Origin of the sequence: Neisseria sicca (assembly GCF_014054945.1) — a bacterium.
Classification (GTDB): domain Bacteria; phylum Pseudomonadota; class Gammaproteobacteria; order Burkholderiales; family Neisseriaceae; genus Neisseria; species Neisseria sicca.
Genome location: NZ_CP059566.1, coordinates 301,609 through 326,011, shown reverse-complemented (window position 1 = coordinate 326,011; position 24,403 = coordinate 301,609). Strand labels below are relative to the sequence as shown.

Annotated in this window: 24 protein-coding genes and 1 tRNA gene; 18 read left to right on the top strand and 7 right to left on the bottom strand. The window is 52.0% G+C overall.

The genetic code is table 11. The annotated features are described in order from the left end of the window. Positions 1–13 precede the first annotated feature (13 nt). The 6 genes from pheS to H3L95_RS01615 all read right to left on the bottom strand — a co-directional run bounded on the left by pheS (position 14) and on the right by H3L95_RS01615 (position 4,549). Positions 14–1,003: a phenylalanine--tRNA ligase subunit alpha gene (gene pheS, locus H3L95_RS01640; RefSeq protein WP_003757794.1), complete on the bottom strand. Its 990-nt coding sequence runs from the start codon at positions 1,001–1,003 to the stop codon at positions 14–16. 246 nt (positions 1,004–1,249) lie between these two features. Then, entirely contained in the window at positions 1,250–1,609 is a 360-nt protein-coding gene (gene rplT / locus H3L95_RS01635) for a 50S ribosomal protein L20 (protein WP_002214103.1), read from the bottom strand. A 12-nt stretch (positions 1,610–1,621) separates the two neighbouring features. Further along, positions 1,622–1,819 (bottom strand): 50S ribosomal protein L35, encoded by a 198-nt coding sequence (gene rpmI, locus H3L95_RS01630; protein WP_002232040.1) that lies wholly within the window; start codon positions 1,817–1,819, stop codon positions 1,622–1,624. 146 nt (positions 1,820–1,965) lie between these two features. Then, the gene (gene infC, locus H3L95_RS01625; protein WP_074895063.1) at positions 1,966–2,487 is read right to left on the bottom strand and encodes a translation initiation factor IF-3; all 522 of its coding nucleotides are present in this window, start codon (positions 2,485–2,487) and stop codon (positions 1,966–1,968) included. Positions 2,488–2,504: 17 nt separating this feature from the next. Continuing rightward, on the bottom strand, positions 2,505–4,418 hold the full coding sequence (thrS, locus tag H3L95_RS01620) for a threonine--tRNA ligase (RefSeq protein WP_182096189.1): 1,914 nt from the start codon (positions 4,416–4,418) through the stop codon (positions 2,505–2,507). Positions 4,419–4,472: 54 nt separating this feature from the next. Continuing rightward, a tRNA-Val gene (locus H3L95_RS01615) sits at positions 4,473–4,549 on the bottom strand. Positions 4,550–4,805: 256 nt separating this feature from the next. Between H3L95_RS01615 and tgt the strand changes: the two genes are divergently transcribed. The 17 genes from tgt to H3L95_RS01530 all read left to right on the top strand — a co-directional run bounded on the left by tgt (position 4,806) and on the right by H3L95_RS01530 (position 22,319). After that, positions 4,806–5,921 carry a tRNA guanosine(34) transglycosylase Tgt gene (gene tgt, locus H3L95_RS01610; RefSeq protein ID WP_003757784.1) on the top strand — a complete coding sequence of 372 codons (1,116 nt, stop codon included), beginning with the start codon at positions 4,806–4,808 and terminating at the stop codon, positions 5,919–5,921. 115 nt (positions 5,922–6,036) lie between these two features. Then, positions 6,037–6,936 (top strand): 50S ribosomal protein L3 N(5)-glutamine methyltransferase, encoded by a 900-nt coding sequence (gene prmB / locus H3L95_RS01605; protein ID WP_003757782.1) that lies wholly within the window; start codon positions 6,037–6,039, stop codon positions 6,934–6,936. A gap of 350 nt (positions 6,937–7,286) precedes the next feature. Further along, positions 7,287–8,024: a toxin-antitoxin system YwqK family antitoxin gene (locus tag H3L95_RS01600; RefSeq protein ID WP_003757777.1), complete on the top strand. Its 738-nt coding sequence runs from the start codon at positions 7,287–7,289 to the stop codon at positions 8,022–8,024. A 205-nt stretch (positions 8,025–8,229) separates the two neighbouring features. Then, the gene (locus tag H3L95_RS01595) at positions 8,230–8,910 is read left to right on the top strand and encodes an excalibur calcium-binding domain-containing protein (protein WP_003757775.1); all 681 of its coding nucleotides are present in this window, start codon (positions 8,230–8,232) and stop codon (positions 8,908–8,910) included. 141 nt (positions 8,911–9,051) lie between these two features. Next, complete coding sequence (gene argS / locus H3L95_RS01590; RefSeq protein ID WP_003757770.1) at positions 9,052–10,770, top strand: arginine--tRNA ligase; 1,719 nt, start codon at positions 9,052–9,054, stop codon at positions 10,768–10,770. Between the two features lie 111 nt (positions 10,771–10,881). Then, positions 10,882–12,411, top strand: coding sequence for an ABC transporter permease/substrate-binding protein (locus tag H3L95_RS01585; RefSeq protein ID WP_003757768.1), 1,530 nt, complete (start codon positions 10,882–10,884; stop codon positions 12,409–12,411). Positions 12,412–12,538: 127 nt separating this feature from the next. Beyond that, entirely contained in the window at positions 12,539–12,787 is a 249-nt protein-coding gene (locus H3L95_RS01580) for a CsbD family protein (protein WP_003757767.1), read from the top strand. Between the two features lie 222 nt (positions 12,788–13,009). After that, the gene (locus H3L95_RS01575) at positions 13,010–13,759 is read left to right on the top strand and encodes a class I SAM-dependent methyltransferase (RefSeq protein ID WP_003757765.1); all 750 of its coding nucleotides are present in this window, start codon (positions 13,010–13,012) and stop codon (positions 13,757–13,759) included. A 59-nt stretch (positions 13,760–13,818) separates the two neighbouring features. Then, positions 13,819–14,217 carry a hypothetical protein gene (locus tag H3L95_RS01570; RefSeq protein ID WP_040668368.1) on the top strand — a complete coding sequence of 133 codons (399 nt, stop codon included), beginning with the start codon at positions 13,819–13,821 and terminating at the stop codon, positions 14,215–14,217. Positions 14,218–14,668: 451 nt separating this feature from the next. Continuing rightward, positions 14,669–15,610 (top strand): dicarboxylate transporter/tellurite-resistance protein TehA, encoded by a 942-nt coding sequence (gene tehA / locus H3L95_RS01565; RefSeq protein WP_003757761.1) that lies wholly within the window; start codon positions 14,669–14,671, stop codon positions 15,608–15,610. 79 nt (positions 15,611–15,689) lie between these two features. Further along, positions 15,690–16,136, top strand: coding sequence for a hypothetical protein (locus tag H3L95_RS01560; protein ID WP_003757759.1), 447 nt, complete (start codon positions 15,690–15,692; stop codon positions 16,134–16,136). Between the two features lie 21 nt (positions 16,137–16,157). Further along, on the top strand, positions 16,158–17,237 hold the full coding sequence (locus tag H3L95_RS01555; protein ID WP_003757757.1) for a hypothetical protein: 1,080 nt from the start codon (positions 16,158–16,160) through the stop codon (positions 17,235–17,237). A 154-nt stretch (positions 17,238–17,391) separates the two neighbouring features. Continuing rightward, entirely contained in the window at positions 17,392–18,666 is a 1,275-nt protein-coding gene (locus tag H3L95_RS01550) for a ferredoxin reductase family protein (RefSeq protein ID WP_003757755.1), read from the top strand. A gap of 214 nt (positions 18,667–18,880) precedes the next feature. Beyond that, positions 18,881–19,744, top strand: a complete 864-nt coding sequence (locus H3L95_RS01545) for an SDR family oxidoreductase (protein ID WP_003757753.1) — start codon at positions 18,881–18,883, stop codon at positions 19,742–19,744. Further along, positions 19,731–20,591 (top strand): ABC transporter ATP-binding protein, encoded by an 861-nt coding sequence (locus H3L95_RS01540; RefSeq protein WP_003757751.1) that lies wholly within the window; start codon positions 19,731–19,733, stop codon positions 20,589–20,591. The genes H3L95_RS01545 and H3L95_RS01540 overlap by 14 nt, the downstream gene beginning before the upstream one ends. A 155-nt stretch (positions 20,592–20,746) precedes the next feature. Continuing rightward, positions 20,747–21,847 (top strand): hypothetical protein, encoded by a 1,101-nt coding sequence (locus H3L95_RS01535; RefSeq protein ID WP_003757748.1) that lies wholly within the window; start codon positions 20,747–20,749, stop codon positions 21,845–21,847. A gap of 7 nt (positions 21,848–21,854) precedes the next feature. After that, the gene (locus tag H3L95_RS01530; protein ID WP_040668367.1) at positions 21,855–22,319 is read left to right on the top strand and encodes a low molecular weight protein-tyrosine-phosphatase; all 465 of its coding nucleotides are present in this window, start codon (positions 21,855–21,857) and stop codon (positions 22,317–22,319) included. Between the two features lie 212 nt (positions 22,320–22,531). Here H3L95_RS01530 and H3L95_RS01525 read toward each other — a convergent pair whose 3' ends face one another. Beyond that, positions 22,532–22,960, bottom strand: a complete 429-nt coding sequence (locus H3L95_RS01525; protein WP_003757745.1) for a hypothetical protein — start codon at positions 22,958–22,960, stop codon at positions 22,532–22,534. A gap of 372 nt (positions 22,961–23,332) precedes the next feature. Between H3L95_RS01525 and waaF the strand changes: the two genes are divergently transcribed. Further along, positions 23,333–24,358: a lipopolysaccharide heptosyltransferase II gene (waaF, locus tag H3L95_RS01520; RefSeq protein ID WP_182096188.1), complete on the top strand. Its 1,026-nt coding sequence runs from the start codon at positions 23,333–23,335 to the stop codon at positions 24,356–24,358. Positions 24,359–24,403: the final 45 nt, after the last annotated feature.

Below are 24,403 nucleotides of genomic sequence, written 5' to 3'. Positions count from 1 at the left end.
AGTCGTCTGAAAATTATTTGAACTGCTTCAAAAAGTTCAAATCGTTATCAAAAAACAGCCGCAAATCATTCACGTTGTAACGCAACATGGCAAAACGGTCGAGACCGATACCAAAGGCGAAACCGGTGTATTTTTCGGGGTCGATATTCACGTTTTTCAACACGTTGGGATGCACCATGCCGCAGCCGCCGACTTCCAGCCATTTGCCGTTTTCGCCCATGATGTCGATTTCGGCGGACGGTTCGGTGAACGGGAAGAAAGACGGACGGAAACGTACCTGCAAATCATCGCGCTCGAAAAAGCGGCGGATGAAATCGGTGAACACGGCTTTCAAATCGGCGAAGGTTACGCCCTCTTCCACCCACAGACCTTCAGCTTGGTGGAACATGGGCGAATGCGTAGCATCGCTGTCCACGCGGTAAACGCGGCCGGGGGCGATAATACGGATGGGCGGCTCTTTTTTATCGAGCATGTAGCGGATTTGAATCGGGGAAGTGTGCGTACGTAAAACATCGCCGTTTTCAACGTAGAACGTATCCTGCATGGCGCGTGCCGGGTGGTTTGCAGGAATGTTCAGGGCTTGGAAGTTGTGGAAATCGTCTTCGATTTCCGGGCCGTCTGCCACTTCAAAGCCCATGCCGTGAAAGAGTTCGACCACGCGCTGCAAGGTTAGGGTTACGGGATGCAGACCGCCGTTTTCCTGCGCGCGTCCGGGCAGGGTAATATCGAGTGCTTCAGCCGCAAGCTGTGCTTGCAGTTTGGCTTCGTTGAGGGCATCGCGTTTATTGTTAAAGGCCGTCTGAAACTGGTTTTTGCACTCATTGATATGCGCACCTATGGTTTTGCGCTCTTCAGGCGACATTTGACCTAAGGTTTTCAGAAGTCCGGTCAACTCGCCGGTTTTACCAAGATAACGGGCTTTGATTTGTTCTAGAGCGTTGAAGTCTTGCGCGGCCTCTACTGCGGCAATGCCTTCTGCAACGATACGGTTTACATTTTCCATAGTGGTTTTATCGTCTGTCGGTTGATGATGGGTCGTCTGAAACAATGAGGCCGCCTGTATGGTTTGGTGTTGCCAAACTTTTCAGACGACCTTTTATCGTTTACGGCCAATCCGTTTGATAGAATCGGCGTATTTTAGCGCAAATCAATTCAAAAAAATAGGCTTTAAAGAAAGAAAATCAATCACATAGACTTTCTTCAAACAAAGAAAAAAGGAAGCCGTAGCTTCCTTTTCAAATTTTTTGGATTAAGCAGCCAAAGCAGCTTTGGCTTTCTCAACCAATTGTGCAAAAGCGGCTTTATCGAATACAGCCAGATCAGCCAATACTTTGCGATCGATTTCGATAGAGGCGCGTTTCAGACCGTTCATAAATTTGCTGTAAGACAGACCGTTTTCACGAGCACCTGCATTGATACGAACAATCCACAATTGACGGAATTGGCGTTTGCGTTGACGACGGTCACGGTATGCGTATTGACCGGCTTTCATTACCGCTTGTTTAGCAACGCGGTATACGTTTTTACGACGACCGCGGTAGCCTTTGGCTAACGCGAAGATTTTTTGGTGACGGGCACGAGCGGTTACACCGCGTTTTACGCGTGGCATATTCTAAACTCCTTAAGCGTAGGGTAACATTTTAGCAACAGAAGCCAAATCGCGATCGTTTACCATAGAGGTACCGCGCAGTTGGCGTTTGTTTTTAGTGGTCTTTTTGGTCAAGATGTGGCGTTTGAACGCATGAGCGCGTTTTACACCGCCGTTACCCAGTACTTTGAAGCGTTTTTTCGCGCTAGACTTGGTTTTCATTTTAGGCATGGGAAAACTCCATTCGTTATTAGATAAGGCATCAGGGGGTTTTAAAACATTGGTTTCAAACACTTGGACCCAAAATGCCACGGTTTTTGCCGCCAATCAAAAGCTTACTCCGAAGCGGCAATCGGAGTAAGCTGAAAATTATAACTTTATTTTTTCTTCGGTGCAATCATCATCACCATTTGACGGCCTTCCATTTTAGGGAAGGATTCGATTTGAGCCACTTCCGCCAAATCCTCTTTCACGCGCTCTAAAAGTTGCGCACCGAGTTGCTGGTGAGCCATTTCGCGACCACGGAAACGAAGCGTGACTTTGACTTTATCGCCGTCAGCCAAGAAGCGGTTGATGTTGCGCATTTTAATTTGATAATCGCCTTCATCGGTACCCGGACGGAATTTGATTTCCTTAATTTGTACCTGCTTCTGGTTTTTCTTGGCTTCGTCGCGTTTCTTGGCTTGTTGGTATTTATATTTACCGTAATCCATCAGTTTGCACACAGGCGGTTTGGCAGTAGGGGAAATCTCTACCAAATCCACATCCTGCTCTTCGGCCATGGCCAAAGCTTCACGAACCGATACAACACCAAGCTGTTCGCCTGACTCACTGATTAAACGCACTTCTTTAGCGGTAATTTCGCCATTGATTCGTGCTTCGCGTTCTTGAGCGATGATGAATACTCCTATAAAAATTAATGGTTGACGAGGGCGTCTGCGATTTCTTGCTGCAGTTGTGCAATGAAATCATCCAAATCCAAAGAACCCAAGTCTTCTGCTTTGCGGCGCACGGCCACTTTGTTTTCTTGCTTCTCTTTATCGCCGACAACGATTTGATAAGGGAAGCGGTATTGGCTGTTATCACGGATTTTGTAACCGATTTTTTCGTTACGCAAATCCAGCTCTACACGGAAGCCAGCAGCCTGCAATTTGGCAGCCACTTCACGGCAGTAATCTGCTTGATTTTCGGTGATATTCATAATCACCATTTGAACCGGCGCCAACCATAGTGGGAAAGAACCTGCATGGTTTTCAATCAAAATACCGATAAATCGTTCCAAAGAACCCAAAATGGCGCGGTGCAACATTACCGGACGGGCGCGATCATTGTTTTCGGTTACATATTCTGCATCTAAGCGTTCTGGCAATACAAAGTCCAGTTGCAGCGTACCACACTGCCAAGAACGGCCCAATGCATCTTTAACATGATATTCGATTTTAGGTCCGTAGAACGCACCTTCACCCGGCAATTCGTCCCATTCCACGCCGCAAGCAGTCAATGCTTCGCGCAAACCTTGTTCTGCCTTATCCCATACGTCGTCTGAACCGGCACGCTTCTCAGGACGCAGTGAAAGTTTGACGGACACATCATGGAAACCGAATTGCTTGTAAATACGAACCAGCAATTCATTGAATGCCCGCGCTTCGCTGACGATTTGATCTTCGGTACAGAAAATATGCGCATCGTCTTGTACAAAACCGCGGACACGCATCAGTCCATGCAGTGCGCCACTCGGCTCGTTGCGATGGCAAGAACCAAATTCTGCCAAACGCATCGGCAAATCGCGGTACGAACGCAGACCGTTATTGAAAATCTGAACATGTCCCGGGCAGTTCATCGGCTTAACCGCGTATTCGCGCTTTTCCGAACTGGTTACGAACATATTGTCTTTGTAGTTATCCCAGTGACCGGATTTTTCCCAAAAGGTTTTATCCATGATTTGGGGGGTTTTGACTTCTTTGTAACCGGCGGCATTCAGCTCTTTACGCATATGCTGCTCGATAGTCTGCCACAAAGCCCAACCTTTGGGATGCCAAAACACCATACCCGGCGCTTCGTCCTGCAAGTGGAACAAATCCAGTTGCTTGCCCAATTTGCGGTGGTCGCGTTTTTCTGCTTCTTCAATACGCTGGATATAGGCTTTTAATTCGTCTTTCGTCGCCCAAGCAGTGCCATAAATACGTTGCAGCATTTCATTATTGCTGTCGCCACGCCAGTATGCACCTGCCAGCTTGGTCAGCTTGAAGTTTTTCAGGAAGCGGGTGTTCGGAACGTGCGGACCGCGGCACATATCGACATATTCCTGATGATGATACATACCCATTGCTTCAACTTCGGGCATATCTTCAATCAGGCGCAGTTTGTATTCTTCGCCGCGATCTTGGAAAATTTTGATGGTTTCGGCGCGCGGAGTCATGATTTTGATTACATTATAATCCTGAGCAATCAATTCTTTCATACGCGCTTCAATAGCGGCAACATCTTCGGGCGTAAACGGTTTTTCCGTAGCAATATCGTAATAAAAGCCCTCTTCAATGACGGGGCCGATAACCATTTTTGCATTAGGATAGAGCTGCTTGACCGCATGACCGACAAGGTGGGCGCAAGAGTGGCGGATGATTTCAACGCCTTCTTGGTCTTTCGGGGTAATGATTTGGACGGTTGAATCTTCGGTAATCGGATCGCACGCATCGACCAATTTGCCGTTTACCTTACCCGCCACCGTCGCCTTCGCCAAACCTGCTCCGATAGACGCGGCAATCTGTGCCACGGTAACGGGCGATTCGTACTGGCGGACTGAGCCGTCCGGCAAGGTAATGTTCAACATCAAAAAAGCTCCAAAACATTAAAAAATAACGGCATAAATGCCGTTTGGGGAATTTGGTAGGCACGATTGGATTCGAACCAACGACCCCCACCATGTCAAGGTGGTGCTCTAACCAACTGAGCTACGTGCCTGTTTAACAGGGTTCGGATTATAGACGATACTTTGACGCAATGGCAAGCATGAAAACGAGGTTTCAGACGACATTGTCGGAACATTGTGATTTTTTTGAAACATTTTCAACAGTGAACATCTCGATACGAATAAGGTCGTCTGAAATATTCAAACACCGCTATTGCGATGAAAATCCTTTATAATCGCGTTTTTACCTCAATCGTTTGACTGCACGGCGGCTTCGCACGCCGTTTTCTACATTTATAGATACAACCTATGCTCAAATTTACCTTACATAAAAAAGACGGTCATGCCCGACGCGGCACGCTGGAACTGAACCACGGCAAAATCGAAACGCCCGTATTTATGCCGGTCGGCACTTACGGCTCGGTTAAGGCGATGAATCCGCAAAACCTGCACGACATCAAGGCACAAATTATTTTGGGCAACACTTACCATTTATGGCTGCGTCCCGGTCTGGAAGTCATCGAACAATTCGGCGGCCTGCACGATTTTATCGGCTGGGACAAACCCATCTTGACCGACTCGGGCGGTTTTCAGGTTTTCTCGCTCTCCGACATGCGCAAACTCACTGAAGAAGGCTGTACCTTCCAAAGCCCGATCAACGGCGACAGACTCTTCCTCTCGCCCGAAATCTCCATGAAAATCCAAACCGTACTCAATTCCGACATCGTGATGCAGTTGGACGAATGCACACCGGGCGAAGCAACGCACGAGCAGGCGCAAAAATCCCTGCAAATGAGCCTGCGTTGGGCAGAACGCAGCAAAAAAGCCTTTGAAGACTTGAAGAACCCAAACGCCCTATTCGGCATCGTACAAGGCGCGATGTATGAAGATTTGCGCGAAGAATCGCTGCGCGGCTTGGAACAATTCGACTTCCCCGGCCTTGCCATCGGCGGGCTGTCCGTCGGCGAACCCAAACCCGAAATGTACCGCATGCTGCGCGCCGTCGGACCGATGCTGCCCGAACATAAACCGCATTACCTGATGGGCGTCGGCACACCCGAAGACCTCGTTTACGGCGTGGCGCACGGCGTGGACATGTTCGACTGCGTCATGCCCACCCGCAATGCCCGCAACGGCTGGCTGTTCACCCGTTTCGGCGATTTGAAAATCAAAAACGCCAAACACAAGCTCGACAAACGCCCGATAGACGAAAGCTGCACCTGCTACGCCTGCCAAAACTTCAGCCGCGCCTACCTGCACCATCTGCACCGCGTCGGCGAAATCTTGGGTGCGCAGTTGAACACCATCCACAACCTGCATTTCTACCAAGTCATCATGGCAGAAATGCGCGAAGCCATCGAGCAAGGAAAATTTGCCGATTGGCAGGTGCAATTCCATGAAAACCGCGCCCGCGGGGTGGATTGAGATTAAACCATGCTTATTGAGGTCGTCTGAAAACGTTATATTCAAGTAAACACCGTTTTCAGACGACCTTGCTGTTATAATGCAAACATTAATTTACATTATTTGAGAGTGCGATATGTTTACCCAAGCAGCCCAAGAATTGACCACCGTCCGCGATATCCTGCGTTTCGCCGTCAGCCGTTTCAACGATGCCGGTTTGTTTTTCGGGCATGGCTCGGACAACGCGCACGATGAAGCCGCCTACCTGATCCTGCACACCCTCAACCTGCCTTTGGACACGTTGGAGCCTTATCTTGACGCCAAGCTGCTGCAAAGCGAGAAAGAAGAAGTGTTGGCAGTACTGGAACGCCGCGCAGTCGAACACATCCCCGCTGCCTACCTCACCCATCAGGCATGGCAAGGCGATTTCGATTTTTATGTTGACGAACGCGTCATCGTACCGCGTTCGTTTATTTACGAACTGCTCGGCGACAACCTTACCCCTTGGATAGAACACCCCGAATTGGTTCACCGCGCATTGGATTTGTGTACCGGCAGCGGCTGCCTCGCCATTCAAATGGCACACCACTACCCCGCCGCTGAAATTGACGCCGTCGATTTGAGCTTGGATGCGCTGGAAGTAGCCGCCATCAACATCGAAGATTATGGACTGGAAGAGCGCATCAACCTGATCCACACCGATTTGTTCGAAGGATTGGAAGGCACATACGACCTGATTGTTTCCAACCCGCCCTACGTCGATGCCGAATCGGTCGATATGTTGCCCGACGAATACCTGCACGAACCCGAACTCGCCTTGGGCAGCGGCGAAGACGGTTTGGACGCCACCCGCCAAATCCTGCTGCACGCAGCCAAATACCTCAATCCCAAAGGCGTACTGCTGGTCGAAATCGGACACAACCGCGACGTATTGGAAGCCGCCTATCCCGAATTACCGTTCACTTGGCTGGAAACCAGCGGCGGCGACGGATTCGTATTCTTGCTGACCCGAGAGCAATTGCTGGGATTGGAATAATCCCTTGCTGATTTTGATACGGCCGAAAATCTTCTGCATATAGGTTTTCGGCCGTATTTTCATGATTGCGCTCGCCCCAAACCATTATTATTAACGTTGAACATATCCGTTTAATCTGTTTTCAGACGACCTCCCTACACACAAAATCAATATTCCAATCGGAACCATTTCTTATATTTATTGTCTGTATTTCAACAAGCATTCATAAAAATATTATATTTAACCCGCATGACCTGATGGATTATAATGACGAATAACAGCCGGAATATGCTTTATTCAAATATTATCGACTTGACGACTCAACTAAATACCTATTATTTACATCTCCGCCACATCGGAACAATCAGACAATGAACCACTTTTGGACAAACAGCCTGACCGCCTGCATCCTGCTTGGCGCATCGCTTCAAGCTTCGGCACAAACCCACTCTGTTTATTTCAATCAAAACGGCAAAATTACCGCCACAATGTCATCGGTAGCTTACGTCCGCCAATACACCGTCGAATCCGGCGTAGCGCAAGTGCAGGACTTTTACTATCCGTCCATGAAAAAATATTCCGACCCGTATGAAATACCGGCAGCGCAGATCAAAACCTTCGTTCCCGTCCTCAACAACGGTACTTTGACACTCTGGCATTTCAACGGGCAAAAGAAAATGATCGGCAGCTACCGCAACGGCAAGCCGAACGGCGAATGGACCAACTGGTACCCCAACGGTAAAAAATCGGCGGTCATGCCCTATCTGAACGGCTTGAGCGAAGGCGTCGGCTCACGCTATTACCGCAACGGTACGAAAGAAAGCGAAATCCAGTTCAAACACGACAAGGCAAACGGCTACTGGAAGCAATGGTATCCCAACGGCAGCCCGAAAACCGAAATGACCATGGTCAACGACAAACCGACCGAAATCATGAGTTGGGACGAAAACGGCCGCGCCCTTTCTGAAATTACCATTACCAACGGTAAACGCAACGGCGTTGTTCTGGAATGGTATGACGACGGAGCTAAAAAGTCCGAAACGGTTTACGCCAACGACCAAATAGTGAAAAAGACAAATTGGGACAAAGAAGGTTACGTTATTGAATAACAGAAAAGGGAAACGATATGTTTCCTTTTTTTGTTTAAAACATCACTCTCCCTACCGAATCATGCCGGCCTGACAGGGGTCGTCTGAAACCTGCCATTCCCGATGTCATAGAATTTACATTTAAATATCAACCGCTCCCCTTGTTCCTTTACAGATTTCGTTTAAAATACAACCCAAACAACAACTATTCAAATTACATAAAACTATGCGCTATTACGGTACGATTACACGCTGGAATGACAACCGCCAATTTGGAGCCATCCGCGAAGAAAGCATGGGTACAGAAGTATTCGCCCCGCTTTCCGCCTTTACCACACTGACACGTCCGCCTGCCGAAGGCCAACGCGTCTCATTCGACATCGTCAAAGGCAGACGCGGACGCGACGAAGCCGAAAATATCTGCTTCTCCCTTGACTGTGTCGATGAATTCGACTTTTTCGACACCGAACCTGAGCCGTATAAAAAAACCTTTTCCAAGCTCTTGCTGATTATCCCCATCATCGCCCTGCTTGCCGCCGGCGGATGGTTCGGCTGGGATTACTGGCAGAAATACCAGCAACAGGCGCAAGCGGCAGCGGCAGCGCCGCCGAAAACGATGGTGGAAGAAGTTGCAGCCAAAATAAAAGCCGAACGCGAAGAGTGGTTGGATGCGGTCAACAGCCGTGGTCGTACAAATGCTAAACATAAATCTACGGACACCCAAAAATCTGATCACTCCTCTGTCTCTTCAACATCAAAAAACGAATTCAAATGCGATGGTCGTCAATATTGTTCCCAAATGACTTCCTTAAGTGAGGCAGAATTCTTCGTTAAATTCTGTCCGAATACCAAAATGGACGGCGATCATGACGGTATTCCATGTGAAAACGACAGCCGTTGGCATTAACCTATCTATTTTCTGCGCAAAAGGTCGTCTGAAAACCCAAATCCAAGGTTTTCAGACGACCTTTCACCTTAGCCCTGTTTCAACCCCCCAAATTCTTTTAAAATACCGCCTGATTTGAATTTAACCGAGAGACCGAACTTCATGAACCTACATCAAACCGTCGAACGCGAAGCCGCCGCCGCCTTTGCCGCCGCAGGCATCTCCGACAGCCCCGTTGTTTTGCAGCCGACCAAAAACGCCGAACACGGCGATTTCCAAATCAACGGCGTGATGGGTGCGGCGAAAAAAGCCAAACAAAATCCGCGCGAATTGGCGCAAAAGGTGGCCGAAGCATTGGCGGGCAACGCCGTGATTGAAAGCGCGGAAGTGGCCGGCCCGGGCTTCATCAACCTGCGCCTGCGCCCCGAATTTCTCGCCCAAAACATTCATGCGGCCTTGAATGACGCACGTTTCGGCGTGGCAAAAACTGACAAACCGCAAACCGTCGTCATCGACTATTCCTCGCCCAATCTGGCAAAAGAAATGCACGTCGGCCACCTGCGTTCCAGCATCATCGGCGACAGCATTTCGCGCGTATTGGAATTTATGGGCAACACCGTCATCCGCCAAAACCACGTCGGCGACTGGGGTACGCAATTCGGCATGTTGGTCGCCTATTTGGTCGAACAGCAAAAAGACAATGCCGCATTTGAACTGGCGGATTTGGAGCAGTTTTACCGCGCCGCCAAAGTGCGCTTTGACGAAGACCCGGCCTTTGCCGACACCGCGCGCGAATATGTTGTGAAGCTGCAAGGCGGCGATGAAACCGTGTTGGCGTTGTGGAAACAGTTTGTCGATATTTCGCTCTCACACGCCCAAGCCGTTTACGACTCGCTGGGCTTGAAACTACGCCCCGAAGACGTGGCGGGCGAATCGAAATACAACGACGATTTGCAGCCCGTGGTCGATGATTTGGTTCAAAAAGGTCTGGCGGTTGAGGACGACGGCGCCAAAGTCGTGTTCTTGGACGAGTTCAAAAACAAAGAAGGCGAACCCGCCGCGTTTATCGTGCAAAAACAAGGCGGCGGCTTCCTTTACGCCTCTACCGATTTGGCGTGTCTGCGCTACCGTATAGGCCGTCTGAAAGCCGACCGCCTGCTCTACGTCGTCGACCACCGTCAAGCCCTGCACTTCGAGCAACTTTTTACCACTTCCCGCAAAGCAGGCTATCTGCCGGAAAATGCAAAAGCCGAGTTTATCGGCTTCGGCACCATGATGGGCAAAGACGGCAAACCGTTCAAAACGCGCAGCGGCGACACCGTGAAACTGGTTGACCTGCTGACCGAAGCCGTCGAGCGCGCCACTGCTTTGGTGAAAGAAAAAAATCCCGAATTGGGCGCGGGCGAAGCGGCGAAAATCGGCAAAACCGTCGGCATCGGCGCAGTCAAATACGCCGATTTGAGCAAAAACCGCACCAGCGATTATGTGTTCGACTGGGACGCCATGCTCTCGTTTGAAGGCAACACCGCCCCCTACCTGCAATACGCCTACACCCGCGTGCAAAGCGTGTTCCGCAAAGCCGGCGAATGGGACATGGCCGCGCCAACCGTTTTGACCGAACCGCTGGAAAAACAGCTTGCCGCCGAGCTGCTGAAATTTGAAGACGTGCTGCAAAGCGTGGCGGACACGGCGTATCCGCACTACCTCGCCGCCTACCTCTACCAAACCGCCACCCTGTTCAGCCGCTTCTACGAAGCCTGCCCGATACTCAAAGCCGAAGGCGCAACCCGCAACAGCCGCCTGCAACTGGCGAAGCTCACCGGCGACACGCTGAAACAAGGCTTGGATTTGCTGGGCATTGATGTGTTGGATGTGATGTAAGGCATTCCCATAAGCCAAGGTCGTCTGAAAACGGATTTTCAGACGACCTTTTTCTCTTCTTTGCCCCTTACGCTATACTGTCGGAAATATTTTCAATTCCGACAATTCTTTATGCCCGATTTCCTCCCTGTCCCGCCCGCCGAACTGTGGCAGGCGACGCTTGAACACCTCCGCCTCTCCCTGATTGCCCTGCTTTGCGCCGTCGCGCTGGCCGTGCCGCTGGCCGTGTGGCTGGCGGACAAACGGCGTTGGGCGGAAGGTGTTTTGCAGATAACCAATATCCTGCAAACTATCCCGTCCCTCGCACTGCTCGGCTTGCTGATTCCCTTCGTCGGTATCGGTTCGCCGCCGGTTTTGATTGCGCTGACGCTCTATGCCCTGTTGCCGATTTTTCAAAACACCTATCTCGGTTTGAGCCAAATCGATCCCGCCATCAAAGAAGCGCACACCGCGTTCGGCTTGTCCCGTTGGCAGGCGTTGTGGCGCATTGAATTGCCGATGGCGCTGCCCGCCATGATTTCCGGCATCCGCACCGCGTCCGTATTGATTATCGGCACGGCGACACTCGCCGCGCTCATCGGCGCGGGCGGCTTGGGCAACCTGATTTTGCTTGGCATCGACCGCAACAACATGGCGATGACGTTTACCGGCGCGTTGCTGTCCGCCCTGCTCGCCGTATTGGTCAGCGGCGGCATCGGCATACTGCAAAAGTCCAAGCACAAAATGCCGATTACCGCCGCCCTGCTTGCCATCCTTATCGCCATAGGTTTGGCACCGATTTTTCAAACGAACCCATCCGCACAAAAAATCACCATCGCAGGCAAACTCGGCAGCGAACCCGACATCCTCATCAATATGTACAAACAGTTGATTGAAGAAAATAATCCGCGCGCGCAAGTGATGCTTAAACCCAATTTCGGCAAAACCTCATTCCTGTTCAACGCATTAAACAGCGGCGAAATCGACATCTACCCCGAATTTACCGGCACTGTCCTCGAAAGTCTGGTCAAAGTCCCTGCCGAAGAGCAAAACCGCCGCCTTTCGCCCGAACAGACCTACCAAACTGCCAAAGACCTGCTCGCCCAACAACACCGGCTGACCTTTCTGCCGCCGATGGCATACCAAAACACCTACGCCCTCGCCGTCAGCCAAGACTACGCCGCTGCGCACGACCTGCACAAAATCTCCGACCTCAAACGCGTGCAAAACCAAATCCGCGCCGGATTTACCCTTGAATTTACCGACCGCGCCGACGGCTACAAAGGTTTGCAACAACACGGCATACAATTTAGCCACCTCTCGACGCTCGAGCCCGCTCTGCGCTACACCGCCCTGCTAAACGGCAAAATCGACCTCATCGAGGCCTATTCCACAGACAGCGACCTCAAACAATACCGCCTCGCCGTCCTTTCAGACGACATCGCCCTTTTTCCCTCCTACCAAGGCGCACCGCTGATGAAAACCGAGTTTGCCGAACAGCATCCCGACATCGTGAACGCATTGAACAAGCTGGCAGGCAAAATCAGCGAAGCCGAAATGACTGAAATGAACTACCGCGTGAAAGTAGGCGGAGAAAAACCGGCGGACGTGGCGCGGGATTATTTGCAGAAAAACGGTTTGATTAACGATAAGGGCAAATGATTCAGGTCGTCTGAAAAACGGTTTTCATTTTATTGAAGCGGGTTTTCAGACGACCTCCTAGTTGCAACAAGCTACCAATTAGACTATAGTGATTTCTCGATCAACATAAACATCAAGGAAATAAACCATGAGCGGTAAATTAGACCAAATCAGCGGTAATGTAAAAGAGAAAGCCGGAGAACTCTTAGACGATCCCAAACTCCAAGCAGAAGGCTTGATCCAACAAGGCATCGGCAAAGTCAAAGAAGTTGCTGCCGACATTGAGGAAAAAGCAAGCGACGCATTGAAAAAAGGCAAAGAAGAAGCAGGACATCTGGTTGACGAGGCAAAAGAAAAAGCCGAAAACCTGATTGACGACATCAAAAGCAAGTTCTAATCCCCTCTTGTCTTAAACTATGTCAAAAGGCCGTTTGAAACACGATTTCAGACGGCCTTTATTTCAATCAACATAGCAACCCTAAAATCGCCTGTTCCCCATCCCATCAAACTTTCAGACGACCCCGCCGAATAAATCGGACAGATGAATCCAATGTTTTAACGGCCTTGTCGAATCCCGACTCGAGATACGCATCGCTCAACCCTCAACAGGAGAAGCACCATGCCTTCCGCCAAACTCATCCAAAAACTCAAACCCGCCTTACAAAACCCGCTTCCGCCCGAACAAGACGGTATTCTGTTGTGCCTCGATTCCGACAACGTAACGGGCGACAACGCCAAATACATGAACATGTACAACCGCCTCGCCCGTTGGTACGATTTCGGCGAACGCTGGATAGCCCGCCTCAGATACGGCAACAGCATCAACGAAATGCGGCGCAGCCTGATGGGCGAACTGGAGTGGCGGCAGGATTGCACCGCGCTCTACGTCTCCATCGGCACAGGTACTGATTTAAACCACCTGCCCGCCGACATCGACCCCGCCGCGCTGGACTTGACCGGCGCCGACCTGTCGCTCGGCATGTTGGCACGCTGCCGCAACGTATGGCGGAAAAAAGCGGCAGGCTTGGACTTGGTACACTGCAACGCCGAAGACTTACCCTTTGCCGACAATATGTTCGACGTCGTATTCCATGTGGGCGGCATCAATTTTTTCAGCGACAAACAAAAAGCCATCAACGAAATGCTGCGCATCGCCAAACCCGGCACCAAAATCATGATCGCAGACGAAACCACCGATTTCATCCAACAACAATACAAAAAAAGCCTATTCACGCGGAGCTACTTCCAAGACACCGATTTCGACCTGACACAAATCGAAAACTGCATCCCCGAAACCGTGCATGAAAAGAAAACGCGGCTGCTGTGGAACAACCGCTTTTACTGCATTACCTTCCGTAAACCTGTTTGAAAAACGCCATAAACGCAATCGAGAAGAAATATGCCAAACCATCAAAATCGGAGCATAACATGAACATTCCCTTTGCAGCCGCCGCCCTGCTGTTGGCCGTGGCATTTTTTGCCCATCTTTTTGTCGGCACCCGCGAAACCTTAAGCCTGAAACCCGATGCAGAAAACAGCACGCAACAGGGTACGCGCAACTGGATGCAGGCTGTGTGCGTCTTCCAGTTGGTCAGCGTAGATTTGCTGTTGCTGGCCGCCACAGCCTGCCTGCTTGCGTTCACACGGATTTTCGACGGCATGGAAGCCGCCGCTGCCCGTTTTGTTGCCGTTTATCTGGGCCTGTGGTGCACCGTGTGGCTGATACAGCTTAAAATGGCCGGTGCGCGCGGCAAAAATTATTTCCTACTCGGCCAGTGGATATTGTTTTTATTGTGCGCCCTGCTGATGCTGTGGGGCGCGTACTAAAAAACCGCGCCGCCGCCCAGGCAGGGCGGATAGCGCTTAAGGCCGTTTAAAAGTGCAGGCTGCCTTTAAAGGCCGTCTGAAAACACATTTATAGTGGATTAAATTTAAATCAGGACAAGGCGACGAAGCCGCAGACAGTACAGATAGTACGGAACCGATTCACTTGGTGCTTCAGCACCTTAGAGAATCGTTCTCTTTGAGCTAAGGCGAGGCAACGCCGTACTGCTTTAAAGTCAATCCACTATACTTTTTCAGACGACCTCGGAATCTGACAAGGTCGTCTGAAAACCGCATCTATAAACTCAAACATCAGAATATCCATACCCGATACGGCTCATGCTGAAACCCAATGTCTCAGGCAAATTTAACGTCTTTATCGGGTCTCAACCCAAGCTGCGCTTACCGATTTGAATCGGCTATACTACCGCCTTTCCTTAACACACACATTGTCATGAGTACCAAAAAATTTCCCGTTCCCCTCAGCTATTTCAGCATGCCGTTGGGACTTTTCGCGCTCGGTTTGTCTTGGCGTTACGGCGCGCATATCGGGCTTTTGCCAAATTGGGTTGCGGAAACGCTGTTAGCCGCCGCCTTTGTACTTTGGCTGCTGCTGGTCATTGCCTACATCATCAAAATCCGTTTTTTCCGCCCCGAATTTTTGCAGGATTTACAGGATTTGGTGCAATGCTGTTTCATCAGCACGATTCCGATTACCACGATGCTGGCAGGTTTGGCAGCCTTACCCTATCAAACGCTACCGGCAAAAGGGTTGATTTTGCTGGGAACGGCGGGACAGTTGGCATTTGCCATGTACCGCGCAGGCGGCTTGTGGCGCGGCGTCCATACCCTTGATGCCACCACGCCGATTGTTTACCTGCCCACCGTTGCCACCAATTTTGTCAGCGCGACCGCAATGGCAGCATTGGGTTGGTCCGATTACGCCTGGCTGTTTTTGGGCGCTGGGCTGTTTTCATGGCTTAGCTTGGAAGCCGCCATATTGAGCCGTTTGCGTACCGGCACACCCGTCAACGCCCCTGTGCGCGGTATTGTCGGCATTCAGCTTGCGCCCGCTTTTGTCGGCTGCGGCGCCTATTTTGCTGCATCAGGCGGACACATCGATACCTTCGCGCTGCTTTTAATCGGCTACGGCTGCCTGCAATTCCTGCTACTGCTGCGCCTTCTGCCTTGGATGCTGGAACAGGGTTTCAGCCCTAGCTTTTGGGGTTTCTCGTTCGGTTTGGCGGCAATGACGGGCTGCGGTTTTCATTTGATTGCCGAACAGCGTTTACTGTTTTTAGGCTATTTCCTCGCCGCCACAGGCTCCGGCTTGGTGATGTTGCTGTTGCTGGCGACTTTGAATTTGGCGAGACAGGGACGGTTGTTGGTTAAATGAAAAATCGTGCGGCTTAAAGGCGTGATAAAACGAACATGGTCTCAGGTCGTCTGAAAACTATATTTGGAAATTCAAACCGATGAAGATAAACCCTGAAAACGGCAGCATCATCCTGCCGGACGGCAACATTATTGGCGCACGCACCACGCTTGATGACTGGATTGCATCCTTCCCAAAATCCAGCCCGAATCATCTGCAAGCGGGAATAACATTTTTCAGTTTGTCATTTACCAAACAGTCTGAACAATACACCCTTACCGCCCAGTTCGAGCAGCAGCGGCTGGAGCGCTTATCCATATTCTTCTGCCCGATAGGCGAGGACAACAGCTGGGCAGCATGGTCGGAGGAGCGCGAATTGCAACGCAGAAAACAATTTGATCGATGGCTGGATAAACAGCTGGGCGATGCCCCTTGTTCCATTAAAGCATCGTTATCCGGCAAATGCCGTCAATTCACCTGGGGCAATGCGGGCGCGTATTACCACAATAAAGACGGCAGTACGATGATTGTCATCAGTTATCGCTGAACGCCTTACAAAGGACACCCCATGCACTACCGATCGCTAACCGCCGCGCTGGAACAATACAGCGGCAGCCTGACCCACCATCCCACCTCACCCAACAGCCTTGCCCTGCATATCGACCGTCAAACTCAAGGTCGTCTGAAACTCCACACACCCGACGGTATCAGCCTCAGCCTGACTTACAACGATGAACCCGTGTTCTGGTCGTTCTTCAGCCACGATTTATACGACGTTTACCTCATCCGCAGCTACGCCGAAAGCTGGCAGACATACCAGCCCGTCGGGCACATCGGCAGCCGCGTAAACGAACACACCGCCCGCCAACCCGCCGCAAAGCGAGGCCTGTTTTGGAACAAATATTTCATCGAACAACTCGCCGCCCACAACGCAGGGCTGCTCGGCATCGGCGAATGGCACTTCGACTACCGCCCCGCCCAAACCCTGCCCCCGCAATGGGGTGAATGTTGGCACGACACCGCCGTAGGGCAGCCTGAAACCGACGAAAACTACGTCCAATGGCTGTTTTCAGGCAGCCGTTTCGACGTACTGGACAACAATTTTTATATCCAAGCCGAACGCTTCATCGCCCTGAAAACCCACTACGCCGAAGACGGTCGTCTGAAATATTGGCGCAAACGCGCACAGCAAAACCAACTGCCGCCCGTCTTGGTGTACGAACTTCCCGCCCTGTCCGACCGCTGGCTGATTTTAGACGGACACCTGCGCCTCGCCGCCGCGCTTACCGAAGGGCAACTGCCGCCCCTGATTACCATCCAAGCCACCACCGCCCGACACAGCCCGCAAACCGCTGCCGAACGTGAAACCGCAAAAGCCGCCGCCCTGTCGCAATACGAAAAAATCGCCCGACAAACCGACCACAATCCCCAAGCCTTAAACGCCGTCAGCCAAAACATCGTCCAAGCTTTCGATACCCGCCCCTACCTGCTGCACACCACCCGCGCCGCCGCCGACATCGCCCCGAAAACCTGGCTGCAACAATTGCAAACCTACGCCGCGCAACACGGTTTCGCCGAAGAATTTGAACGCGTTTGGACAACGGAATCATGGCCAATGAAACGGGTTGCTGCTTTTCAGGTCGTCTGAAAAGGTCAGGTTGTTTTAAACTTTTCAGACGACCTCAACAGGTAAACCCTTCCCACCCTGACCCACACCAATAATTTCCACCTAATTTTCCCCACATACAATCCCCACAAACGGCGCAGACCGCTTCATATTCCCATCCGTAAGGACCACTACCATGAAAAACATTAAATTTACCTTAGCCATATTTTTCGGAGGCATATTCGCTTTATGGCTGCTTGCTACATCATTTCCAGATCAGTGGGGCGTATTTCCCGCACGCAACCTATTGCTGCAACTCACAGGCACCATCAGCATACTCCTGATACTTGCCGTGCGTCCCAAAATGCTGGAAACGCCGCTCGGCGGGCTGGACAAAATGTACCGCCTGCACAAATGGTTCGGCATCATTGCGCTTTCAGGCAGCATCCTGCATTGGACCAGTAAACAATTCCCCAAATGGCTGGTAAAGCTCGGTCTGTTTGATGGCAAAAAGCCGCCGCGCCCTCCGATGCAGGAAATATTGACATTAAAAGATTGGCTGACTACCCAACGCCACTTTGCCGAAGAAGTTGGCGAAATCGCTTTTTATGTTGCCCTCGTCCTGCTTATCGCCGCCCTCATCAAACGTATACCCTACCGCTGGTTTGCCAAACTCCACATACTTATCGTCCCCGTTTATCTCGCGCTCGTATGGCACACCATCGTACTGGCAAATTTTGCCTATTGGTCGCAACCGCTGGGATGGCTGCTCATCGCAGCCTTACTTGCAGGCATCGCCTGCTCGCTGATTGCCCTGTTCAAGCGCATCGGCAATCCGCAAAACGCCACCGTATCCTCCCTAAATCAAAACGGCAACCTACTTTCCCTGACCCTGAATGCCCCAAAATGGCAAGGACACCGCGCAGGACAATTCCTCTTTTTACGCGAACACGGAGAAAGCCACCCCTTTACCATCGCCTCCGACTGGCAGCCTAATCACCAACAGCTCACACTCATCATCAAAAGTCTGGGCGACTACACCCGTCGCCTGCCGCAAGGCCTGAATGTCGGCGACACCGTGCAAATCGACGGCGCATACGGACGATTCGACTTTTCCGATGGACAAGCGCAAATCTGGGTCAGCAACGGTATCGGTTTTACCCCTTTTCTCGCACGACTCAACGAATTAGCCAAACAGCCCGCCACCCAGCCGACAGACTGGTTTCATGCCGATAGAAACCTGCCTGCCGAAACGCTCGCCCACTGGCAAAATTTAGCACAACAAGCCAATGTCAATTTCCACTATATCCCTTCCGAAACCCAAAGGCTCACCGCCGAACATATCGGGCAGACTGTCCGCGACAGTGCAAACCGCAGCCTATGGCTTTGTGGCAACCGCAATTTCACTCGCAGCATCTCAGGCAGCCTAAAAACGCGGTCGCAACATTTGGAGTTGTTTGAATTCCGCTAAACGGTCGTAGATGCAAGGCAGCTTGAAAGCACAACCTTAACTGAGTCCAAACAAAAGCAGTCCGCACCTTCAAAATGAAGTTGCGGACTGCTTTTTTACTTTTCAGACGACCTTTACTACTTCTAAAAGGTCGTCTGAAAATCCGTCTACCCTAAAGCCACTTTTTCAGCTACCCTTCCCCTATTATTTTCCTCCACTTCCCAAGGAGTTCCCCATGAACATCGCCATCACCGGCGCCAGCGGCAACATCGGAGGCATGGTCGCCCGTCATCTGAACACACGCGGACTGCCGCTGATTCTGCCGCTGCGCAACCCCACCAAAGCGCCCGCCCTGCCGAACTGCGAAGCGCGGCGGTTTGCCTATGACGATTTGGAGCTTGCCAAGCAGGCGTTAAACGGGGTGGAGGTGCTGTTTATGGTGTCCGCTGCCGAGAGCCCGACGCGCGAACAAGAGCATTTGACTTTGGTGCAGGCTGCTTCGGAAGCGGGCGTGCAACATATGGTTTATCTCTCTTTTGCACAGGCGGCGTTGGACAGCACCTTCACACTGGCGCGCACCCATGCGGTTACTGAAAATGCGATCCGACAAACCAATATGCGCTACACCTTTCTGCGCGACAATTTTTACAGTGAGATGATGGCAACGATTGCCAACGCAGACGGCATCATCGCAGGCCCAGCCGACGACGGGCGCGTTGCCTGCGTTTCGCAGCGCGATGTCGCCCAAGCGGCGGCAAACGTCATCGCCGACATCGCATGCGACAACCACCGCCACGACAATCAGACCTACACGCTGACAGGTTCCCAATCATTAAACTTCGCTGAAATAGCCGCCGTCCTAACCGAAATTACCGGCAAACCACACCTCTACCACAACGAAACCCTAGAAGAAGCCTTCGCCAGCCGCAAAGCCGCGTACCCTGACGCGCCCGACTGGCAGATTGAAGCATGGGTTTCCACCTACACCGCCATTGCCAAAGGCGAACTTGCCGCCGTTTCAGACGACCTGCCGAAATTGTTGGAACGTGAGCCGCGCCGCTTTGTCGAAGTTGCAAAGGATATTTATGATGCAGCCTGAACACAACACTCCCTTAATCGAATTCAAAAACGTCAGCAAACGCTACGACAGCCACACCGCCGTGAACGAACTGAACCTCACCATTTATCAAGGCGAGTTTTTCGTATTGGTGGGCGGTTCGGGCAGCGGCAAATCCACCACGCTGCGCATGATTAACGCGCTGACCGAGCCGACCGATGGCGATGTTTATTTCAACGGCAGGCGTATCAAAGATTACGACATCCGCGGGCTGCGCCACCGCATCGGTTATGTGCTGCAACAAATCGCCCTGTTCCCCACCATGACCGTGCGGCAAAACATCGAGCTGATGCCCGACATTTTGGGCTGGGACAAACCGAAGCGCACATCGCGCGTGAACGAACTGCTCGAGCTGGTCGGTATGCCGCCCGAAACCTACCTAAACCGCTATCCGCACGAACTCTCCGGCGGCGAACAGCAGCGCATCGGCATCCTGCGCGCCATCGCCGCCAAACCCGACATCTTGTTGATGGACGAACCCTTTTCCGCCCTCGACCCGCTCGCCCGCGCCTCCCTTCAGGAAACGGTTTCCCTGATTCACAAAAAACTCGGCACCACCATCGTTTTCGTTACCCACGACATGAACGAAGCCGCCAAACTCGCCTGCCGTATCGGCGTGATGCACCAAGGCAGGCTGGTGCAGGTCGATACGCCGCAGGATATTCAAAACCATCCGGCGGATGATTATGTACGCTCCCTGTTCGGCGCGGCGCAGCCGGAAAACACCGCCTCTGCTGACGAAGTCATCAATCTTTATCGCCGTTTGGATGCGGACGGCAAAGCGCGGGTAAGGGAACACTGGGCAAAAGAAGAAAGAAAAGAAAATTAGAAAAGGGTCGTCTGAAAACGTCAAAATGGTTTGAGGCAGCTTGCGATATTTGTTTGAACGCTGCCGAAGCGTCGTTTTCAGACGACCTTTTCCCAATCCGTATCCTGATATTGTTATAATCCAAGCTGTCCGGACAACCACCGATTTATATCCATATGAACACCTTCATCCTCCACGACACACGCCCTTATCCGCAGACTCCGGTTAAAAACCATTTACTGATAAACGCCTCCCTGCTCGCACACGGCACGACCGCCGCAACCCGCAAGATTGCTGTGGGGCAGCTGCAAACCGAAATCCGCAGCCAGCTTCATCAAAACTACTACGTCAACTTGTCCGTCGCCATGACCATGGCACCCGATGTAGAGACTTACAACGCGCTGATGCAGAGCATCAACCAAGTGTTATCCGCCGAAAACGACGACGAAGCCCAATGGTTTGCCCTGCCCGTCGTCATCGTCGCCGGCTGCAAACAGGAGCGATCGCTGCCCCTGACGCTGCCTACCGAGGCACTGACCGCCTGCCTGTCCAACTATCCCCACTTGCGCGCTTTAACGCACAACACCCAATGGCTGCCCTTCCTCGCCCATTCAGACGACCTAAGCGGCATCACGCCCGAACAGTGGTGGAACGCGAAACAAAACAGCGAATCCGCCGCCGCGTTCCTGCAAACCTTTGAAGACAAACCGCTAATTTGCCCCGAAGGACAATCCGTCCACGTCGTTTACGCGCTGGGCTACGGTGACAAAAACCTGCAAACCGCCTTGGGTGTCAACCTGCAACAGGCAGGCCTGCCGCTGATGCAGGTTTGGCAGGAAAGCCTTGCCGCCGCCGGCGTTACCCTCTTCACCAATCCGCTGTCTCCGAACACCCCGCTCCAAGCCCTGACCGACGGCAGCCACACCCGTCAGCGCATGGCGATGGACGTGTTCGCCACCAACGCCATCCGCGCCATCCGCATGCAGAGTCCGCGCGTCGGCGTCGTCATCGCTGCAAGGGCGGGCGGGCAGATTCTGTTCGGTTTCAACGCGACCGACAGCGCGTTTGAAGTCGTCCCGCAAGTGTTCGTGTGGAACCTTTCGTCTTCCGACAACATCGCCGTCATCCAACACAACTTCCTCGACCTGATGGCGGAATGCCGCGTCGAGCATATCCGCATCCTGCACGACGTTTTGCCGGAAAATGCCGACCTGCCGACCTACGCGCAATCCCTGTCCCTCGACGGACACAACCCATTCTTCTCCGAACACGCCTAAACCGCCTATGAAAAACCATTCCGTACTCTTCGTCTGCCTCGGCAACATCTGCCGCTCCCCCATGGCGGAATACGTCCTGCGCCACCGCGCCCGCGAAGCAGGCGTAGCCCACCGTGTCCGCACCGACAGCGCAGGCACATCCGGCTGGCACGACGGCGAAAACATGCACCAAGGCACGCGCAAAACCCTCGCCGCCCACGGCATTGACCATCAAGGTTTTACCAGCAGCAAAGTGCGTTCCGAAGATTTCGATGAATTCGACTTCATCATCGCCATGGACGACAACAACCTTGCCGAACTGGAAAAAATGTTCGGCAAACACCCCGACAAAATCTTCAAACTCACCGACCTCATCCCCGAAAGCGGCTACCGCCACGTCCCCGACCCGTGGTACACCGGCGACTTTGACGAAACCTTCCGTCTTGTGGACGCAGGCAGCGTCGCGCTGCTGAAAAAGCTGGGTTTGGTTTGAATCGGTTGACAGCGTTTAAAGTTGAACGCAACGCAATAAAAAAGGTCGTCTGAAACCTCAAATTTGGGTTTCAGACGACCTTTTTCCCTATCTTTATAGTGGATTAAATTTAAATCAGGACAAGGCGACGAAGCCGCAGACAGTACAGATAGTACGGCAAGGCGAGGCAACGCCGTACTGGTTTAAAGTTAATCCACTATATCTATGCCGGATTATGAGGGCTGTCCGATTTTCCTGACCTTCTTAGCATGCAAACACGCAATAATCACCAAACAGGAGACAACGAAATACACACCCGAAACAAACATAAACAGCATAGACATCAAGCCTTGCTCCATATCTCCGCAGCAAAGCGGCGTCGAATTGCTCCAATACAAAAACAGATAGGCGCCATTAAGAATCGATGTCACCAAAAGAGTGGTAAGAATATATCGCTTGAAATAAAGATAAGGCAGGCATAGAAAAAATTGCACCAACAGACCAAACCCGGCCATCTCAAGCGCCTCCTTCGGTTCATTCGCCCCTAAATCAAAATATTGCGCCCAAGCATAAGACCATAAGGTCATAACGATGACAATTACAACAGCCGCGCTCAATAAAGAAAAAATCCGCTGTTGCTTGTTTTGAAATTGAAAAAACACGATACGTCCAAACCTCCTCAGAGCGGCACTTTCAAGCCCATTGATATTATAGTGGATTAAATTTAAATCAGGACAAGGCGACGAAGCCGCAGACAGTACGGAACCGATTCACTTGGTGCTTCAGCACCTTAGAGAATCGTTCTCTTTGAGCTAAGGCAAGTCAACGCCGTACTGGTTTAAAGTTAATCCACTATAAGGATTCGATTTTTATTCAAAACCCTTATTCAGTCAACATGACGCCACTGATTTCAACCTGCCTTTTCAGACGACCCCTCGGTCTTTTGCACAACAACACCATCAAACCGCACTCGTCAACCCCATGCGCCTTGGTTTCCTATACAATATCGCGCAATACAAACCTACCCTACCACCATGTCCAAAAAAATCCTCATCATCACCCCGAGCTGGATCGGCGATTGCGTCATGACCCAGCCGCTTTACCGCCGCCTGCACGAACTCCATCCCGGCTGCACCATAGACGCATTCGCGCCCAAATGGTCGATGGCGGTGTTCGAGCGTATGCCCGAAATCAACCGCGTTATTGAAAACCCGTTCGGACACGGCGCATTAGAGCTGAAAAAACGCTGGCGTATCGGGCGCGAACTGGGCAAACAGGGTTACGACCAAGTCATCGTCCTGCCCGGCTCGCTCAAATCCGCCCTCATCGCCTTCGCCACCGGCATCAAGCAGCGCACCGGCTACGTCGGCGAATCGCGTTATCTGCTGCTCAACGACATCCGCAAGCTTGACAAAACCGCCCTGCCCCTGATGGTCGACCGCTACACCGCCCTCGCCCACCCGACGCAGGCGGACTTCAACGGACATTCCGATAACCCGCGTTTCACCATTTTCCCCGAAAGCCGCGCCGCCGCGCTTGCCAAATACGGCTTGGATACAGACAAACCCGTTCTCGCCTTCTGCCCGGGCGCGGAATACGGCCCCGCCAAACGCTGGCCCGCGCGCCATTTCGCCGAACTTGGCCGCCGCTATCTGGCGCAAGGCTGGCAGGTTTGGCTGTTTGGCTCGCAAAAAGATTTCGACATCGCCGAAGAAATCAACCGACTTTCAGACGACCTCTGTACCAACCTCTGCGGCAAAACCAACCTTTCCGAAGCGATTGACCTGCTCTCCTGCACCGACACCGTCGTCTGCAACGACAGCGGCCTGATGCACCTCGCCGCCGCCCTCGACCGCAAACTCGTCGCCGCCTACGGCTCCTCCAGCCCCGACCACACCCCGCCCTTGAGCCCAAAAGCCAAAATCGTCAGCCTACACCTCGAATGCTCGCCCTGCTTCAAACGCGAATGCCCGCTGGGACACACCGACTGCCTGAACAAACTCACGCCGGACATGGTTCAAAAAGCGGCGGAGGAATTGGCGCAAACGGAATCTGAATAAGCCATCAACCGACAAATTCTAAATCTGCAACAAAACCATACGACA

What these genes read in the sequence shown, in the direction of transcription:
- pheS (WP_003757794.1), bottom strand. Translation starts at nt 1,003, where the DNA reads ATGGAAAATGTAAACCGTATCGTTGCAGAAGGCATTGCCGCAGTAGAG.
- rplT (WP_002214103.1), bottom strand. Translation starts at nt 1,609, where the DNA reads ATGCCACGCGTAAAACGCGGTGTAACCGCTCGTGCCCGTCACCAAAAA.
- rpmI (WP_002232040.1), bottom strand. Translation starts at nt 1,819, where the DNA reads ATGCCTAAAATGAAAACCAAGTCTAGCGCGAAAAAACGCTTCAAAGTA.
- thrS (WP_182096189.1), bottom strand. Translation starts at nt 4,418, where the DNA reads ATGTTGAACATTACCTTGCCGGACGGCTCAGTCCGCCAGTACGAATCG.
- tgt (WP_003757784.1), top strand. Translation starts at nt 4,806, where the DNA reads ATGCTCAAATTTACCTTACATAAAAAAGACGGTCATGCCCGACGCGGC.
- prmB (WP_003757782.1), top strand. Translation starts at nt 6,037, where the DNA reads ATGTTTACCCAAGCAGCCCAAGAATTGACCACCGTCCGCGATATCCTG.
- H3L95_RS01600 (WP_003757777.1), top strand. Translation starts at nt 7,287, where the DNA reads ATGAACCACTTTTGGACAAACAGCCTGACCGCCTGCATCCTGCTTGGC.
- H3L95_RS01595 (WP_003757775.1), top strand. Translation starts at nt 8,230, where the DNA reads ATGCGCTATTACGGTACGATTACACGCTGGAATGACAACCGCCAATTT.
- argS (WP_003757770.1), top strand. Translation starts at nt 9,052, where the DNA reads ATGAACCTACATCAAACCGTCGAACGCGAAGCCGCCGCCGCCTTTGCC.
- H3L95_RS01585 (WP_003757768.1), top strand. Translation starts at nt 10,882, where the DNA reads ATGCCCGATTTCCTCCCTGTCCCGCCCGCCGAACTGTGGCAGGCGACG.
- H3L95_RS01580 (WP_003757767.1), top strand. Translation starts at nt 12,539, where the DNA reads ATGAGCGGTAAATTAGACCAAATCAGCGGTAATGTAAAAGAGAAAGCC.
- H3L95_RS01575 (WP_003757765.1), top strand. Translation starts at nt 13,010, where the DNA reads ATGCCTTCCGCCAAACTCATCCAAAAACTCAAACCCGCCTTACAAAAC.
- H3L95_RS01570 (WP_040668368.1), top strand. Translation starts at nt 13,819, where the DNA reads ATGAACATTCCCTTTGCAGCCGCCGCCCTGCTGTTGGCCGTGGCATTT.
- tehA (WP_003757761.1), top strand. Translation starts at nt 14,669, where the DNA reads ATGAGTACCAAAAAATTTCCCGTTCCCCTCAGCTATTTCAGCATGCCG.
- H3L95_RS01560 (WP_003757759.1), top strand. Translation starts at nt 15,690, where the DNA reads ATGAAGATAAACCCTGAAAACGGCAGCATCATCCTGCCGGACGGCAAC.
- H3L95_RS01555 (WP_003757757.1), top strand. Translation starts at nt 16,158, where the DNA reads ATGCACTACCGATCGCTAACCGCCGCGCTGGAACAATACAGCGGCAGC.
- H3L95_RS01550 (WP_003757755.1), top strand. Translation starts at nt 17,392, where the DNA reads ATGAAAAACATTAAATTTACCTTAGCCATATTTTTCGGAGGCATATTC.
- H3L95_RS01545 (WP_003757753.1), top strand. Translation starts at nt 18,881, where the DNA reads ATGAACATCGCCATCACCGGCGCCAGCGGCAACATCGGAGGCATGGTC.
- H3L95_RS01540 (WP_003757751.1), top strand. Translation starts at nt 19,731, where the DNA reads ATGATGCAGCCTGAACACAACACTCCCTTAATCGAATTCAAAAACGTC.
- H3L95_RS01535 (WP_003757748.1), top strand. Translation starts at nt 20,747, where the DNA reads ATGAACACCTTCATCCTCCACGACACACGCCCTTATCCGCAGACTCCG.
- H3L95_RS01530 (WP_040668367.1), top strand. Translation starts at nt 21,855, where the DNA reads ATGAAAAACCATTCCGTACTCTTCGTCTGCCTCGGCAACATCTGCCGC.
- waaF (WP_182096188.1), top strand. Translation starts at nt 23,333, where the DNA reads ATGTCCAAAAAAATCCTCATCATCACCCCGAGCTGGATCGGCGATTGC.